This is a genomic window from Candidatus Chlamydia sanziniae, assembly GCF_001653975.1.
Taxonomy (GTDB): domain Bacteria; phylum Chlamydiota; class Chlamydiia; order Chlamydiales; family Chlamydiaceae; genus Chlamydia; species Chlamydia sanziniae.
Genome location: NZ_CP014639.1, coordinates 798,462 through 814,416, shown reverse-complemented (window position 1 = coordinate 814,416; position 15,955 = coordinate 798,462). Strand labels below are relative to the sequence as shown.

Sequence of the window (15,955 nt, the reverse complement as noted above, 5' to 3'; positions counted from 1 at the left end):
AGCTACAAAATTGTTGCGGCAGCAGCAGCCAATTCTGAACGTTCTGTACGGTTCATAAATATATGCCCATAAAGAGCTAAATGATGAAACTTGCCAACAAGGTAGGTAAGTCCATTAGAGTTTTCATCGAAATACAAGCTATCAATTTGTGTTGGATCTCCTGTTAACACAATTTTTGTACCCTTTCCTGCTCGAGAAATGATCGTTTTGATTTCATGAGGAGTTAAATTTTGAGCCTCATCAATAATCATAAAAGCTTTAGGTAACGACCGCCCCCGTATGTAAGTGAGAGCCTCCATTTCCAACTTCTTAGCATCTATTAAAGACTGAAGAGCTTCAGAAAATTTTCCCATACCATTAAGACTGAAGAGAAATTCCATATTATCGTATATGGGTTGCATCCAATGCAAAAGTTTCTCCTCTTTCAATCCAGGGAGAAATCCTATATCCTTCCCCATAGGCACAATAGGACGACTGACTAATAGCTTGTTGTATGTTCCTTGATCAAAAACCTTATACATAGCGACTGCCAATGCTAAAATTGTTTTTCCTGATCCCGCCTGTCCCATTAGTGTTACTAATTTCACGTCGTCTCGAAGAAGAAGATCAAAGGCACACTTCTGTTCCGTATTTAAAGGCTTCACTCCCCAAATGCTCTCTGGAAAAGCTTTTAAAGCAATCATACCGCCTTTACTCACACAATACCGTCCTAAAGCAAAATAACTTTCTCCTGCTGAAATAAAAAAATATTCATTTGGAGAAGGAGAAATTCCCGAAGGGATTTCTAAAAAGCCATTTTTATAAAAATTTTTAATTTCACTTTCCGCTACTTCAAGTTCTCGATACCCACGATACAAAGAACGGAAGGAAAAACGTTTATTTTCATAATCTCTGGACTCTATATGTAAGGCTTCAGCACGGACCCTACGGCCTAAACTTTTAGTTACAAAAACCATCGGTTCTCGTTCTGCGATCATTTGAAGCAATTCTAATGTCTGTAATTTCCCACGCCGATCATCATTAGATAAAGGAGCGACTTCTATACGTAGCTCACTGCCATTGGGTAACATTGTACCTTCTGTCACCTTACTCTCCACATTTTCTAATAGCAAACGAATATTACTTAAAGCACGAGAAGCATTCTTAGCAGGTTCATCTCGAAATTTACCAAAGGCTTCTAATTCTTCGATCACTGGGAAAGGAATAATCACACGGGTATTTTCAAAAGAGAAAAGAGCTTCAGGATCGTAAATAAATACACTTGTATCAATGACCATAGCTTTTTTCATTATAATTACCCTATTTTCGTATTCAGCAGCATATCTCTATACTATTAATATTTTTTTGCTAAAGTAGCCTGAAAGGCCCTATATTGTAATTCGCAGCAACTGCCTTATTTTTAAATAAACGTTGCTGCCATCCTGCCCTTCTTTAATAGTACTGATTAAAAAAAACAATATTCTTATGATAACAAAAAAGGTACACTAGCTGATCCTAAGGTGCCTGGAAAAAAATTGGCAATCAAAACTCTTAACTGCTAATTTATTGTCAAAAAAAAGAAGCGTGCTCTACAATAGCCATAAATAACCCTAAGATAGGACTCATTCTCCTGAGGTCACTATGAAAGTCAAAATTAATGATCAATTAATCTGCATCCCTCCCTATATCTCAGCACGGTGGAGTCAAATCGCATTTATCGAATCTCAAGAAGAGGAGGGAAAAGGCCAAACAACATTAAAACTCCACCTTCTTGATGGTAAGGTTATTTCGATTCCCAACTTAGACCAATCCATTATTGACATTGCTTTTCATGAACATCTTCTTCACCTTGAAACATCTCAACTCACTCATATCAAAGAAGACTCTATCCGAGAAGATGAAAAAGTTGGTATGAATATGATTATGAATATTTTACAACAAGTCACGAAAGGAAATGACATTCAAGTGTTACCAAAGAATTTTATTTCTCCCTTATTTGCGGGTACAAATCCTATTGAGGCAATTCTTCAACATATTCCTGAGCACAAAGATCACTCCGATGCCCCTGCGGATGTGCTAGAAAAAATGGCCGCGGTTATTCGTACTCTTGCAGGAAACAACGCAACTCTTTTACCAAAACCGGAACCTCACTGTAATTGCATGCACTGTCAAATTGGAAGAGTGATCTACGAAGAAGACCATATCACAGTCTCCGATCAAGATCTTGTGTTTCGTACTTGGGATATTATCCAAAGTGGAGACAAACTCTATGTAGTTACTAATCCTCTGAATCCTAGTGAGCAGTTCAATGTTTATTTAGGCACTCCTATAGGTTGTACTTGCGGAGAGTCCAATTGTGAACATATAAAAGCTGTTCTCTATACCTAACTTTACGATATTCTAAGCTTTGGGTAAGGGAATTGACTTTTTCTTCTAGGCCGATATAATTCTTTTTCTGGGGGCTAAGGTCTCTAAAACGATAAGCGATGGTTTTTATCGATCTCTAGCTCAAATGTATTTCTTAGGAGTAAAGCATGAGAATGCTCTCAATTTCTATGCTTCTTTTCGCTCTCGGAACAGCGTTAAGCCCAGCAACTGTCTATACTGTGGATCTCCAAATTTCTACATCTTCAGTAGATCAAGCGTTTCTTTCATTTACAGGAGAGATCAAAGGCAATCGTGTCCGTATGCGTCTAGCGCCCCATACAGACAGTACTATCATTAAAGAACTCTCAAAAGGAGATCTTATTGCTGTGCTTGGTGAAAGCAAGGACTACTATGTTGTTGCTGCTCCTTTAGGACTTACGGGTTATGTATTTCGTACTTTTGTCTTAGACAATGTGATTGAAGGCGAGCAAGTTAATGTTCGTTTAAATCCTACAACTTCTGCTCCTGTGTTAGCACGCCTCAAACGAGGGACAACTGTATCCCCTACAACACAGGTGTCTCAAGGCAAATGGCTAGAGATTGCTCTACCTCTAGACTGTGTGTTTTATGTTGCAAAGAACTTTGTGGTCTCGAAAGGTCCGATTGAACTTTATACTCAATGTGAAAGACAAAAAAAAATTGCTTTAGATTTATTACAATCTGCTTTGGAGTTTGCTCATACAGAGTTAACAAAAAATCTTAATGAGATTGATTTAGATGCTATTTATAAAAAAATCAATCTTGTCCAATCCGAAGAATTTAGTAGTGTTCCCAATCTACAAGTTCTTGTACAAAAAGCTTTAGAGGAAATCCAAGAAGCCTATCTATCTAAATCTCTAGAAATTCAATCAGCTGTACCTGTAGCTTCTACGTCTGAAGAACCTGTAGCATCATCGATACACACATCATCATCAACGTCGCTACTTTCTCGTCATATTCGAAAGCGAGCTACGTTAAAATCTTCTCCTCTTATACAAGGACGCGAAAATCTTGAGCATTCGTTGTTTAAGATTTGGGCAGCCATGCAAGAATTTCAAAATCATTCCCCATCTTTAAAGCGAGAAGATTTTTATCGTGCTGAGCAAAAAAACAAGCAAGTTCTTACAGGTGTATTAGAAGTGTATCCTCATATAGTGAAAAACAACCCAGGGGATTACTTACTCAAAGACATAGTTAAGGAAAATACAACAGCCTTTCTTTATGCTACAAATGTAAACTTAGACCCGTGGGTAGGCAAACCCGTGGTTATAGAATGTCTACCACGGCCAAATAACCATTTTGCCTTTCCTGCTTACTATGTTTTAAGTATCAAAGAAGCTTCTTGATAAAGAGCTATGCGAATCACATGGGCTTAAAAGGTTCTCTTAGGGTTTTCTAACCTAAAGCAACAGCTCTCCCCTGGAATTCCTTAATAAATAGAAGGAAAATCTGTTTTACCTCTAAATACACGATACACATAGATACTATAAGCACTCGCCAAAGGCAAACCAATAAGGACAATAAGCAATAAACTTTTTAGAGTTTTTACTTCAACAACACTATTGTAAATCGTGTAACTGTATTCAGGATTTATTGTGGATAAAAGAAGGTTAGGAAAGGTCAAAATAACTGCAGATAAAATTAACATCAGTAAATTCAAAGCAGAATAGATAAAAGCATATCCATAACGTTTTCGAGATACACTGGTCCTAGCCGCTACGCAACAACTAAAGATCAAAACAATAGACAAAATCAACAAGGGATTAGTAGGAAAGGCATCAAAACGTTTATGAATAGTCGTTACACTCACGAACAAGATGAATAAGTAGAATACTAAAAATACAGATAAGACATGAGAAAAACGATTAGCAATACGTTTTTGGAGGGGTCCTGAAGTTTTCATTAAAGCAAAGCATGCACCATGAATGGCAAAAGCACTAACTACAAGGCTTCCGCATAAAACGGCGTAGGGGCGGAAAAATAACAACCAGGATAACGAGGAATAAGGAGTCTCTGGGGATAAAGGTAAACCAAGGATAATGTTGCCTACAAGTGTACCTAAAAATAAACCAATGGCCATGCCAGAAACTACAAAGACTACATCCCACACCGTCTGCCAAGACGAAGATTCTGATTTGCTACGAAACTCTAAGGCACAACCCCGACAGATGTACATGAGTACGAGTGTCCAAATGGGCATATAAAAAATCGATAGAAGATTTGCATAAGCTCTAGGAAATCCTGCAAATAACCCTCCGACAATAATAATAAGCCAAACTTCATTACCATCCCATACAGGCCCTATGGAGTTCAATAAGATGCGACGTTCTGTGTTGTCTTTCGCCATTGGGTAGATAATACCTAATCCAAGGTCAAAACCATCGCCTAGTGCATAAGCAAAGACAGCAGCACCCAAAATCACATACCAAACTATTGGTAAAATAGCGGTTAGGGAGAGTTCCACAAAATCACCTCTGACTTAAGTTTGTTAGTTCTATGAGATCCTTTTCATCAGGACCTCGTTTTACCTTTTTACACAAAAGCACGATAAAAAGAGACAAAAGGCCTGTAAAGACACAGCTAAACATGAGCAAGGACTGTATAACTTGACCTGGTTGTACGATTGGGGAAATTGCATCTTTAGTCTTTAGTAAGCCCTGAACTACCCAAGGTTGTCTGCCGATTTCCGCAGCGCACCAGCCAACCTCATTACAGACTTCGGGGACAAGCATAGAAAATGTTAATATACCAAGCATACAAGAATTTAAAGCCCAACGTTTTTCCTTATAAACAAACCAAGCGATCACTGTTAGTAAGACCATGAGGCCCCAACATAGAATCATAAGATGGTAGAGCTGAAAGACAACAGGAACATTAGGCCATTCCTCCTTGGGGAACTGATCTAGGCCTATAACGGGACTTTTAATATTTCTATGGACTAAAAAGGAGAGTCCTCCAGGAAGTGGGAGCCCAATGACACGTTCATTTTTTACATCTACATAGCCAAACAACCACATAGGACTAGAGTTTTCAGTTTTAAACACTCCTTCAAAGCTTGCTAGCTTCGCTGGTTGATTTTTAGCAACGCCACGAGCTGTAATATCAGCGGACCAAAGTTGTAAAATAAGAACTACAGCAGCACAAATCACACCTAATTTCAGTCCTTTTTTAGCAAATGTCGTATGCCGCTGTCTATGCAAATAGTAAGCAGAAATTCCGATGACAAGAAAAATTCCTGAAAGCCATGTTCCTAACACTACATGACCAAAACGATGCATTGTGGTTGGGGAAAAGACGACTTCCCAAAATGAGGTAAGTGCAGGTATGAGTTTTCCATGCTGCATGACCATTGTATATCCCGAAGGTGTTTGCATCCAAGAATTAGCACAAATAATCCAAAAGGCACTCATATGTGCACCTAGCATCACCATGCAGGTCGCAAAAAAATGCATTTTTTTAGAAACCTTATGCCGACCGAATAGCAAGATGCCTAAAAACCCTGATTCCAAGAAAAAAGCAAAAATGCCTTCACTTCCTAGCAAAGTGCCAAAAATATTTCCGGTATACTCAGAAAAATTCGCCCAGTTAGAACCGAAGGAAAAAATCTGCATAATACCTGTAACCACGCCTACAACAAAAGTCAAGGCAAAAATGCCTACCCAAAACCAAGTCATCTGTTTATACAAGGTTTTTTTGGTAATTAAGTAGAGTCCTTCCATAAGAACAAGCATCATACTTAATCCCATGCTAAGAGGAACAAAGAGGTAATGAAAACCTACAAACAATCCAAACTGTATTCTAGATAAGATGACAGCGTCCATATTGCTCCAGAATCAATATGCAAATTAAAAAACTGCAATTTGAAGTATAAAGCAAACTATTGCAACTATAAAATGCTTTGCTGTTAACCTTTTTTGTTGGATATGTTACGATGTAAGACATCTCCTTTCTGGACGACAGCTGCGTGCTTGTTTAAGCATTCTGCCTAAAAACCTAGTAACACTATGCCCTTTGATATTATTTATTATACTACGCCTCTTCTAGAAATTCTTTTGATCTGGGTAATGCTGAATTATCTTTTAAAAATTTTTTGGGGAACGCGTGCTATGGACGTAGTCTTTGGGTTGCTTGCTTTCCTTTTACTTTTTGTTCTTGCTGACAAACTCCATCTTCCTATTATTCGTAGACTCATGTTACATGTCGTCAACATTGCTACCATTGTTGTCTTTATCATTTTCCAACCAGAAATTCGTCTTGCTTTATCTCGAATACGTTTTCATGGGAAAAAATTTGTTATTGATACACAAGATCAATTTGTTGAGCAGTTGGCCGCAAGTGTATACCAATTATCAGAACGACAAATTGGGGCTCTTATCGTCATGGAAAACAAAGACTCCTTTGATGAATACTTAAGTTTCTCTTCAGTAAACATCAATGCGAATTTTTCTGAAGAACTATTAGAAACAATTTTCGAGCCTTCGTCGCCCCTACACGATGGTGCAGTAATCCTGAGAGGGGAAACTCTCACCTATGCTCGCGTAGTCCTTCCGCTTGCTCATGATACTACTCAACTTTCACGATCTATGGGAACACGGCATCGTGCTGCTTTAGGAGCTAGCCAACGCACAGATGCATTAATTATCACAGTCTCTGAAGAGAATGGTAGTGTTTCTTTATCACGAGGCGGCCTACTGACAAGGGGTGTACAAATTGATAAATTCAAGGCAGTACTGCGTAGCATTCTTTCTCCTAAGGAACACAAACGAAAACCTTTGATTTCCCGGATTTGGAAGAAATGATTAATTTTTTTTCACAATTGTTTATTCGAAACTGGCCTAGAAAAGCTGTCTCCTTAGGATTTGCTATAATTATTTGGATCTTAGTAGGACAGAGCGTGACTATCACACGAACGCTTACGAACATTCCCATACGCATTGTCGACTTGGAACCCGAACAAACGGTCCTGGGTCTACAAAAAAACGGCTTGCTGAGCAAAAAAGTCTCCTTAACCATTACAGGGAATAAAAGTACTGTTCAAGATCTACGTTCCACAAACCTTGAGGTTGTGATCAGTGTCACAGGTCATTCCGAAAGCTGGATTGCTACTATCGATAAATGTAATCTTGTTACTCTAGATCATGAAATTAATATACGCAAAGAAATCCACAGTGTAGATGCAAATGATGTTTCCATCCGGCTTACCCAATATGTAACTGAAGATATTGTCATTACCGTAACTACTCCCATAGGCAGTCCCCCCAAAGGGTATGAGTATTTAGATATTTGGCCGAAGTATCTCAATCAAAAAGTAAGTGGTCCTAAAGAATACGTGAATGCTTTGAAAGAGCAAGGCCTCGAGTTGACTTTTAACTTAAATAAAATCTCCTTCGAAGAATTAGAAAGAAACCGCATCGCTCAAGGAAATCATGACGAAATTATTTTTCCTATTCCTCAAGGATGGAAAAAAATCCTGATTCCCTTTGAAAACACGTATATGAATTTGAATGATCCTCAAGCGGATTTTCTACGCCTACTCTTTCTTAAACAAGAATTTATTCCCCTTAACCTTAATTTACCTGTCTTCCTCTTCTTCCCTGTTAAGTACATTGCTACTGTAAATCCACAAGTATATACTTTAGAGCCCGTACTTCCTATTGTCTTACATCAAGGCATTTACCAGATGGATCTTCCTCTTTATGTCAAGGATGTTAGTAAGCTGTTTTTAGATGTTGTAAAGAACAATATGGCACTGACCATTGTGATGGCACCTCCCTATAATCATATCCCTATCAGTTGGGCTGTAGAGTTTCTGGATGAAAAGACTTTAGAAAATACCTTTCTCCAATCTATTATTGCTCAAGAACATGGCATTTTGCATGATCTTGCTCTTATCGATGAAGCTGGCATCCGGCATCGTTTTCGTGAATATCTAAGAAAACTTACTCTCTTTACTAAAAATGGTGCTCCTTTAAATCTTTCTGCGGAAATCCGAAATAATAAAGTGATTATCCAAACCCAACCCACGGAAACAACAAAAATATATAAACAAGACCGTTGAAATGAATGAGTAGTTTTTACTAGTGAGAATAGCTAAAAAATATCTTCGTTGTTTACAGAACAATTCTTCTTTTAGATCTGAATATTGTTGTCTCTACATTGCTATTGCTTGTTCAACCCAGTAACCAAAGAGGAAACAGAGAAAACCTATGTTATAATTTTTACTCTATCAATAACTATAACAATTCTATGATAAATATTAGTGTTACTATTACTGGAGACTCGGTTTTCTTTTAGGCAATGTCTAAGCCTACAATTGGTTTAATTCTAATCGCTATAAGATTAGAATAGTTCTGATTCAAGAACCATGCTATTTTACTTTTTCCAGGAAGCCTTTTTTGATGATGAATTAAAAAAAATAAAATGCAAAACATATAGAAAAGATTATTCTCATAGATTAGCATTTGTTTGTTGTTCTCAAAATCAAGATATAGTTATGTGTTTAACAGAATGCATTCCTCTAGGGATTGGGTGTTTTACCAATACGATGTGCTGTTGTGTTACTCCCAGAACAAGAAAGATAATAATGACAATCTTGACTTTCGTCTTTGGGTTACTCGCTACTGCATCAGTTATAGCATTGATTTTACTTTCTGTTGGAGTTTTTGGACAAACTGGTGTATTTTTAGGCATGAGTACGCCCATAATTGGTTTAATTCTCATCAGTACTGCCTTGCTAGCTCTCTGTCTGTCCGTGGGATGCTTTAAAGCCAAAGTTCATATTTCATGAATTCTAGCCATAACTATCCTGATTTGTTTACAAACCCCATCCCGCGGTATACGTACGGGCTTTAAGGTACATCATGCCGCAGAAACTACGTCAGATTCAGCAAAATCTTTTAGAAGCGCCTCTCTACTATGTAGTTATCGGTACGATTGCAGTATGTAAACGAATACCGATGATGATTTTACGTCGCGTAGGGAAGATCTTAGGAACATTGGCTTTCTATACTATTGCAGATTACCGCAAAACATCCCTTACGAATTTAGCCTTAGCGTTTCCTCATAAACCATTTCACGAGCGTTATATTTTGGCTAAGGAATCTTTGCAGCATTTTATGATTACAATTTTAGAGTTGCTCGGAATCGAAAAACTTATCCAAAATATTGATAGTTTAATTTCTATAACGACATCTTCACAACAACCCGAAGGGTTTACCTCTCAAGAAGTCCTTTCCGACGACGGACTGAAACAAACTTTTCAAGAATTAGAAGAAAACAAAGGTGTGATTCTATTTTCTGGTCACCAAGCAAATTGGGAACTTCCTTTTCTTTTCATTACAAAAAATTACTCAGGATTAGCGTTTGCTAAGCCAATAAAAAATCGCAAACTTAGTAAAAAGATTTTTGCCTTACGAGAAGTATTTAAGGGAAAAATAGTAGAACCAAAACATGGTATCCATCATGCTATAGAAGCTTTACGTAAAGGTCAGTTCGTTGGTATTGTTGGAGATCAGGCACTACTCATGTCTCCATATGCCTATTCTTTGTTTGGGTCTCCTGCGTTTACTACAACATCTCCTGCATTACTAGCATATAAAACAGGGAGGCCTGTCATAGCCATTACTGTTTATCGTCGGGAGCAAGATTATCAAGTGATTCCTAGTCCCAAATTCTACGCTGATAAAAATCTTCCTATGAAAGAAGCAATTAAGAAGCTCATGGACGAGCTGATGACCTTTCTTGAGAAGGGAATTGCTTGTAAGCCCGAACAATGGCTATGGATCCATAAACGATGGAAAAGGAAACTTTCTCCTATTGTTAAGAAGAAGTATCGCTATAGTCACATTCTTGTCATCGTTGTACAAGCCTCTCTTCCTCAGTATATGTCTTTTCTTGAAGCTTTGGCCGTATGCTTTTCTGGGGCTACTTTAACCCTAGCCTTACAAAGTTCCACACACCTTCAAGAATCACAGCAAAACTTGTCTGCCTATACCTCTTTTACTTTTAGAAACTTTGAAGATCTTCTTACTCTTCCTAATCAGTTTCCTGCGGTCTTTGATTTAACAGATAATTCAAAGCAGCTTCACAAGCATTATAAAAAAACAGGCTCTGTAGCTGTATACTCAAAGCGATCTTTGGAGAAAAAACTCCCTAATTCTCAGGCATCTTTAGAAGCTGCTCTGCAAAGCTTTTATGACAAAAAACAAAGGAACCCTCTCCTTATTAACAAGAGGTAGTATTTGTTAAAATATCGTTAACGATTGTCAAAGTTAGGTTATTTGTTTCTTTTATATCCGCCCCACGGCTGAGCACCAAAATCCTATCATAATTGGACAAGATGCCTTGTTCTATGCCATATAGACATGCCTCACGCCGCCATATAGTCCTTTCTACCTCATGAGTAAGCATAGGATAGACACTCCACTCTAAGGCTAAGCGATAATATACCGAAGCATTCGGAGTTACTGCAATAATCGGAAATTTAGGGCGGTACTTAGAAAGGAAAATAGGAGTACTTCCAGATTCTGTATACACAATGATGGCTTTAGCATTTGCTTTCTCTGCAATTTGAATCCCTGCCAATCCGATGGAAGCAAGGCAAGGAGAAACTTTAACAGCAGACTGACTATCATCTAAAACTAAGAATGCTTCGTAGGAAAGATTTTTTTCCGTTTCCTGAATTACAGCACGCATCATTCTAACAGCAGCTATGGGGTGCTGCCCCGATGCTGTCTCTCCAGAAAGCATAACAGCTGAGGTGCCATCATAAATAGCATTGGCAATATCAGAAACTTCAGCTCGTGTAGGTAATACATTGCGCATCATAGATTCAAGCATTTGTGTTGCCGTAACACAGAGACGTCCTGTTTCTCTAGAAACTTTCGTCATCATCTTTTGCAAATTAGGAACTTCAACAACTGACAACTCGATTCCCAAATCACCTCTGGCAATCATAATGCCATCAGCGAGTTTTACAATCTGAAGAAAGTTTTCTACCCCTAGGCGATTTTCTATTTTTGCAATAATCGGAAGGTGAGGGCTACCAAAATCTTTCAAACATTTTCGCATAGTTTCGATATCTTCACCGTAACGCACAAAAGATGCAGCAATGATATCTATCCCCTGTTCCACGCCAAATTTAAGATCAGAGATGTCCTGCTCTGTCATAAAAGGGAGTGCAACATCTAAACCACGGATACTCAGGGATTTGTGTGATTTAAGTTCTCCAGAGTTTATAAATTCTAATTCTAAACTGTCTGTCCCAGAAGCAGTAACAACACCGTGTAGATAACCATCATCTATGAGAACATCAACACCTTCATGCACATAAGGAAAAATTCCACTGGGTAATAAAGAAACTCCTCCTTTGGTAGTACCCTCAACCTTTTTATTTAAGAGAGTAATCTTCTGTCCTTGTGTCACTTTAATTGGTGTGGGGATAAAACCTAAACGAATTTCAGGTCCTTTAGTATCCAACATAATCGCTAGAGGTGCTTGTTTCTGCTCTCGAAGTTTCTTAAGCATGCGGATAATTTCTCCATGGCTTTCGTGAGTGCCATGACTAAAGTTTAACCTGGCAACGTTCATGCCTTCATCCAAAAGTTTGGCTAACATTTCCTGGGTACTTGATGCTGGTCCTATTGTACAAATAACTTTAGTTCTTGTGATCATACGCCTCTATTTTTCTTATCAAAATTACACCCAAATCCAGAGTTGGGAATCTCTATGTATTCCCCCACCTTAATATTGAGATAATTTTTTAGCTTGATTACTTTGACGATACTTGCAGGAATATACATGACTACGCTTTACTTTGTACTTAGAAATCCCTAAGCATCATTGAGTTTCTCCGCCTTCTCGTTTTCAGGTTGGAGCAACTCAACCTCTTAAGTTATCATGAGCAACTCCTATGGTCTCATTCCCTGTTCATCTTTCTGGAATCACGGTTAGGAATCTTAAAAATATCTCTATAACCTTTAACTCTGGAGAAATCGTTCTACTCACTGGTGTTTCTGGATCAGGAAAATCATCCCTCGCTTTTGATACCTTATACGCTGCGGGAAGAAAGCGTTTTGTTTCTATTCTTCCCACCTTCTTTGCCACTATGCTCTCATCTCTTCCCAATCCCAAAGTCCGTGAAATCCAAGGACTCTCCCCAACAATTGCGGTAAAACAAAATTATTTTTTTCATCATAACCATGCTACTATTGGAAACACTACAGAACTTTTCTCTCATTTAGCTCTTCTCTTTACTTTGGAAGGTGAAGCCCGTGATCCTGAGACTAAGACAATCCTCAACATACAGAGTAAAGAAAAAATTCTTGCTACTCTTCAGGAGATCCCCGTCAATACACAACTTACTTTCCTTGCTCCTATTTTTCACAAAAATGTTGAGAAAGTCCAAGACTATATTCAGCAAGGGTTTACAAAAATACGTATGAACAACACTATAGTGCCGATCTATTCCTTTCTCTCCACAGGCATTCCTAAAGAAGGGTCTGCTGATATCGTCGTTGATACATTAATAACAAACAAGAGTAATTCTGCGCGTCTTAAAGTCAGTCTATTTACTGCTCTCGCCTTAGGACAAGGCCACTGTTCCCTACTTGTCGATCAAAAATTATTGACATTCTCTACCGAACAATACTTTGCTGAAACAAATCAAACGTACATGCCTCTTACTCCCCGACTTTTTTCTCCTCACATTTCTGATCCTCACTGCCCTTCCTGCCAGGGATCGGGAATATATATCACTATTAAAGATCCTACTCTTATTCGTGAAGATCTTTCTATACGACAGAATTGTTGCACTTTTGCAGGTAAGTGTTCGACACAGCTAAATCATGCTCTGTATCAAGCTCTTGCCGATACTCTAAATTTTAGTTTAGATACGCCGTGGAGAAATCTTTCTGAAGATATTCGGGATGCTTTTTTAAGAGGAAAAGGAAACCTCGTTCTTCCCGTCTGTCTATTTGACTCTGCTACAGGAAAGAAAAACCTCACATATAAAGTGTGGAGAGGTGTTCTTAACGACATTGGAAATAAGGTCCGTTATACTGCAAAACCCTCTCATTATCTTTCTGATGGTATGTTAAGCTGTATATGCCGCCAATGTACAGGTACAGGAATCGGAGAGTACGCTTCTGCAGCTACATGGCGAGGAAAGACATTTGCAGATTTTCAACGTCTTCCTTTGAGTGATTGGCTCTCCTTTTTCTCTAATCTAGATACCGACTCTTCTACTGTTCTTGAAGTCTTGAAAGGGTTACAACAACGACTTTCTTTCCTCGTAGATCTTGGCTTAGGTTACCTCACTCCCGATAGAGCTTTAGCTACACTTTCAGGAGGCGAGCAAGAACGCACAGCGATCGCTAAACATCTTGGCGGACAATTATTTGGAATTACTTATATCTTGGACGAGCCTTCTATAGGCCTACATCCCAAAGATACACACAAGCTCATGCATATCATTCGAAAGCTTCGGGACCAAGGAAACACTGTAGTACTTGTTGAACATGATGAGCATATGTTATCGTTTGCCGATAGAATCATAGATATTGGTCCTAGTGCTGGCATCTTTGGAGGAAAAGTTCTTTTTAATGGGACACCTAAGGATTTCTTAGCAACATCACAGTCATTAACAGCAAAATATCTCCGCTGTGAGTATACTATCCCCATTCCTTCAGCACGTCCTCTTCCTTCTACCTGGCTCTCGTTAACCCAGGCAACAATTCATAACCTTAAAAACTTGACTGTCTGCTTACCTTTAGCTAGGCTAACAGCCATAACAGGAGTCTCGGGATCAGGGAAATCCTCTTTAATTAATGACACGTTGGTGCCTGTTGTCGAAAGCTTCCTTAACGGAAATTGTCCTGAGACTTTACATTTTGAAGGAGGTCGTTTAGAACGCCTTGTCCATATTACGAGAGATCTTCCTGGACGTTCTCAGCGTTCTATTCCTCTGACTTATATCAAAGCTTTTGACGAATTACGACAACTTTTTTCCTCACAACCCCATAGCCGACGCTGTGGTCTAACAAAAGGTCATTTTAGTTTTAACCTTCCGCTAGGCAGATGTCTTTCCTGTCGAGGCTTAGGCACTACGGCCCCCTCTCATGAAGATACTCCCCTCCCTTGTTCCGAATGTCAAGGACGCCGTTACCAACCGCAGATTTTGGATATTCTCTATAAAGGCAAAAGTATTGCCGACATTTTGGAAATGACAGTGTACGAAGCAAAGAAGTTTTTCATCTCCCATCCACATATTTATGAAAAGATCGACGCATTATGCTCGTTAGGCTTAGACCACTTACCCTTAGGACGACCTCTATCTACATTGTCAGGCGGGGAGATTCAGCGATTGATGCTTGCCTATGAGCTTCTTCTTGCCTCTTCAAAACCCACTCTCTATGTTTTAGATGAACCTACAACAGGATTACATACTCACGATGTGAAAACTTTAATCACAATACTCCGTTCTTTAACTGATCAAGGACATACGGTGATCGTCATTGAACACAACATGCATGTAGTGAAAAGTGCTGATTATGTTCTGGAGCTAGGTCCCGAAGGAGGTGATCAAGGCGGGTATGTATTAGCCTCATGCTCTCCAAAAGAATTAGTCCAACTAGGAACTCCGACGGCTCAAGCATTAGCCCCTTACTTACAAGATAAGCTCACTCCATTTTCTCTTGAAAGATCGTATTCTCCGCTTCCAGGGCCAAGTACCATTGTAATACACAATGCTCACCAGAACAACCTAAAACACATTGATCTGACTTTACCTCATAATGCTCTCATTGCTATTGCAGGACCTTCAGCATCAGGAAAACATTCTTTAGTCTTTGATATTCTCTATGCCTCTGGGAATATTGCCTATGCTGAGCTTTTCCCTCCCTACATCCGCCAAGGACTTCTTAAAGAAACACCCTTACCTAACGTAGGTAAGGTAGAAGGACTCCCTCCCATTATTGCTGTAAAACAACGCGGAATTCCTCGGGATCTTTCACATCATACGTTAGCCTCGGCATTAGGTATCAGTCATGGTTTAGAAAAATTGTTTGCCTTATTAGGCCAGCCTTTTTCTCCTCTTACAGGAGAAAAGCTCTGTAAGCTAACACCACAAACGATTGTTGAGGACTTACTCACTCATCATATGGACTGCTATGTGACTATCACAGCTCCCATCCCTTCAGAAGCAAATCTTCCAATCTTCCTGGAGACGAAACGTAAGGAAGGTTTTTTAAAATTTTTTGCAGCAGGAAAAATCTACGACTTAGATGAAGTCATGAATGAAAATTTGGAAAATCCCGCGCTGATCATTCAACATATTAAAGTTTCTGATCAGCACAAAGTTTCACTACTATCTGCGTTATCCTTAGCATTTTCCCTATCTGCCCAACCCTGTGTGTACATAGAGACTCAAGGAAATCCGATTGCATTGTCGTATTCCTTGGGATGGCAGGACAGTCAAGGCACTCTTTATCCTGAGATTTCGCAAGAACTCCTTTCCACAGACCATGAAGAAGGGCGTTGTCATCAATGCCGTGGTTTTGGAAAAGTACTTAAA

The 15,955-nt window shown here is 38.9% G+C and carries 10 protein-coding genes and 1 pseudogene; 7 read left to right on the top strand and 4 right to left on the bottom strand.

Features of this window, described 5'->3' with window-relative positions; translation table 11 throughout:
- Positions 1–2: 2 nt before the first annotated feature.
- Positions 3–1,289: a PhoH family protein gene (locus tag Cs308_RS03495; RefSeq protein ID WP_066482629.1), complete on the bottom strand. Its 1,287-nt coding sequence runs from the start codon at positions 1,287–1,289 to the stop codon at positions 3–5.
- 331 nt (positions 1,290–1,620) lie between these two features.
- On the opposite strand from Cs308_RS03495, the gene Cs308_RS03490 reads away from it, so the two are divergent.
- Both Cs308_RS03490 and Cs308_RS03485 read left to right on the top strand, forming a co-directional pair.
- On the top strand, positions 1,621–2,367 hold the full coding sequence (locus Cs308_RS03490; RefSeq protein ID WP_066482626.1) for a hypothetical protein: 747 nt from the start codon (positions 1,621–1,623) through the stop codon (positions 2,365–2,367).
- Positions 2,368–2,513: 146 nt separating this feature from the next.
- Positions 2,514–3,731 (top strand): SH3 domain-containing protein, encoded by a 1,218-nt coding sequence (locus Cs308_RS03485; RefSeq protein ID WP_066482623.1) that lies wholly within the window; start codon positions 2,514–2,516, stop codon positions 3,729–3,731.
- 83 nt (positions 3,732–3,814) lie between these two features.
- Here Cs308_RS03485 and cydB read toward each other — a convergent pair whose 3' ends face one another.
- Both cydB and Cs308_RS03475 read right to left on the bottom strand, forming a co-directional pair.
- A complete protein-coding gene (cydB, locus tag Cs308_RS03480; RefSeq protein ID WP_066482620.1) occupies positions 3,815–4,849 on the bottom strand; it encodes a cytochrome d ubiquinol oxidase subunit II in 1,035 nt (344 codons plus the stop codon).
- 4 nt (positions 4,850–4,853) lie between these two features.
- Positions 4,854–6,206, bottom strand: a complete 1,353-nt coding sequence (locus Cs308_RS03475) for a cytochrome ubiquinol oxidase subunit I (protein ID WP_066482604.1) — start codon at positions 6,204–6,206, stop codon at positions 4,854–4,856.
- A gap of 183 nt (positions 6,207–6,389) precedes the next feature.
- On the opposite strand from Cs308_RS03475, the gene cdaA reads away from it, so the two are divergent.
- From cdaA to Cs308_RS03455, 4 genes are all read left to right on the top strand, one after another.
- The gene (gene cdaA / locus Cs308_RS03470; RefSeq protein WP_066482600.1) at positions 6,390–7,184 is read left to right on the top strand and encodes a diadenylate cyclase CdaA; all 795 of its coding nucleotides are present in this window, start codon (positions 6,390–6,392) and stop codon (positions 7,182–7,184) included.
- A complete protein-coding gene (locus tag Cs308_RS03465; protein ID WP_066483435.1) occupies positions 7,181–8,443 on the top strand; it encodes a YbbR-like domain-containing protein in 1,263 nt (420 codons plus the stop codon). The genes cdaA and Cs308_RS03465 overlap by 4 nt, the downstream gene beginning before the upstream one ends.
- 525 nt (positions 8,444–8,968) lie before the next feature.
- Complete coding sequence (locus Cs308_RS05040) at positions 8,969–9,172, top strand: hypothetical protein (protein WP_156506733.1); 204 nt, start codon at positions 8,969–8,971, stop codon at positions 9,170–9,172.
- 73 nt (positions 9,173–9,245) lie between these two features.
- Positions 9,246–10,622 carry an LpxL/LpxP family acyltransferase gene (locus Cs308_RS03455; RefSeq protein WP_066482592.1) on the top strand — a complete coding sequence of 459 codons (1,377 nt, stop codon included), beginning with the start codon at positions 9,246–9,248 and terminating at the stop codon, positions 10,620–10,622.
- On the opposite strand, the gene pyk is transcribed toward Cs308_RS03455, so the two are convergent.
- Complete coding sequence (pyk, locus tag Cs308_RS03450; protein WP_066482590.1) at positions 10,609–12,057, bottom strand: pyruvate kinase; 1,449 nt, start codon at positions 12,055–12,057, stop codon at positions 10,609–10,611. The genes Cs308_RS03455 and pyk overlap by 14 nt on opposite strands.
- Positions 12,058–12,295: 238 nt before the next feature.
- On the opposite strand from pyk, the pseudogene uvrA reads away from it, so the two are divergent.
- Positions 12,296–15,775 (top strand): annotated as a pseudogene (gene uvrA / locus Cs308_RS05120) (excinuclease ABC subunit UvrA); the annotation flags it as partial.
- Positions 15,776–15,955 lie beyond the last annotated feature (180 nt).

Coding starts and splice junctions, on each gene's coding strand:
- Cs308_RS03490 (WP_066482626.1), top strand. CDS start 1,621: ATGAAAGTCAAAATTAATGATCAATTAATCTGCATCCCTCCCTATATC.
- Cs308_RS03465 (WP_066483435.1), top strand. CDS start 7,181: ATGATTAATTTTTTTTCACAATTGTTTATTCGAAACTGGCCTAGAAAA.
- pyk (WP_066482590.1), bottom strand. CDS start 12,057: ATGATCACAAGAACTAAAGTTATTTGTACAATAGGACCAGCATCAAGT.
- Cs308_RS03475 (WP_066482604.1), bottom strand. CDS start 6,206: ATGGACGCTGTCATCTTATCTAGAATACAGTTTGGATTGTTTGTAGGT.
- Cs308_RS03485 (WP_066482623.1), top strand. CDS start 2,514: ATGAGAATGCTCTCAATTTCTATGCTTCTTTTCGCTCTCGGAACAGCG.
- Cs308_RS05040 (WP_156506733.1), top strand. CDS start 8,969: ATGACAATCTTGACTTTCGTCTTTGGGTTACTCGCTACTGCATCAGTT.
- Cs308_RS03495 (WP_066482629.1), bottom strand. CDS start 1,289: ATGAAAAAAGCTATGGTCATTGATACAAGTGTATTTATTTACGATCCT.
- cdaA (WP_066482600.1), top strand. CDS start 6,390: ATGCCCTTTGATATTATTTATTATACTACGCCTCTTCTAGAAATTCTT.
- Cs308_RS03455 (WP_066482592.1), top strand. CDS start 9,246: ATGCCGCAGAAACTACGTCAGATTCAGCAAAATCTTTTAGAAGCGCCT.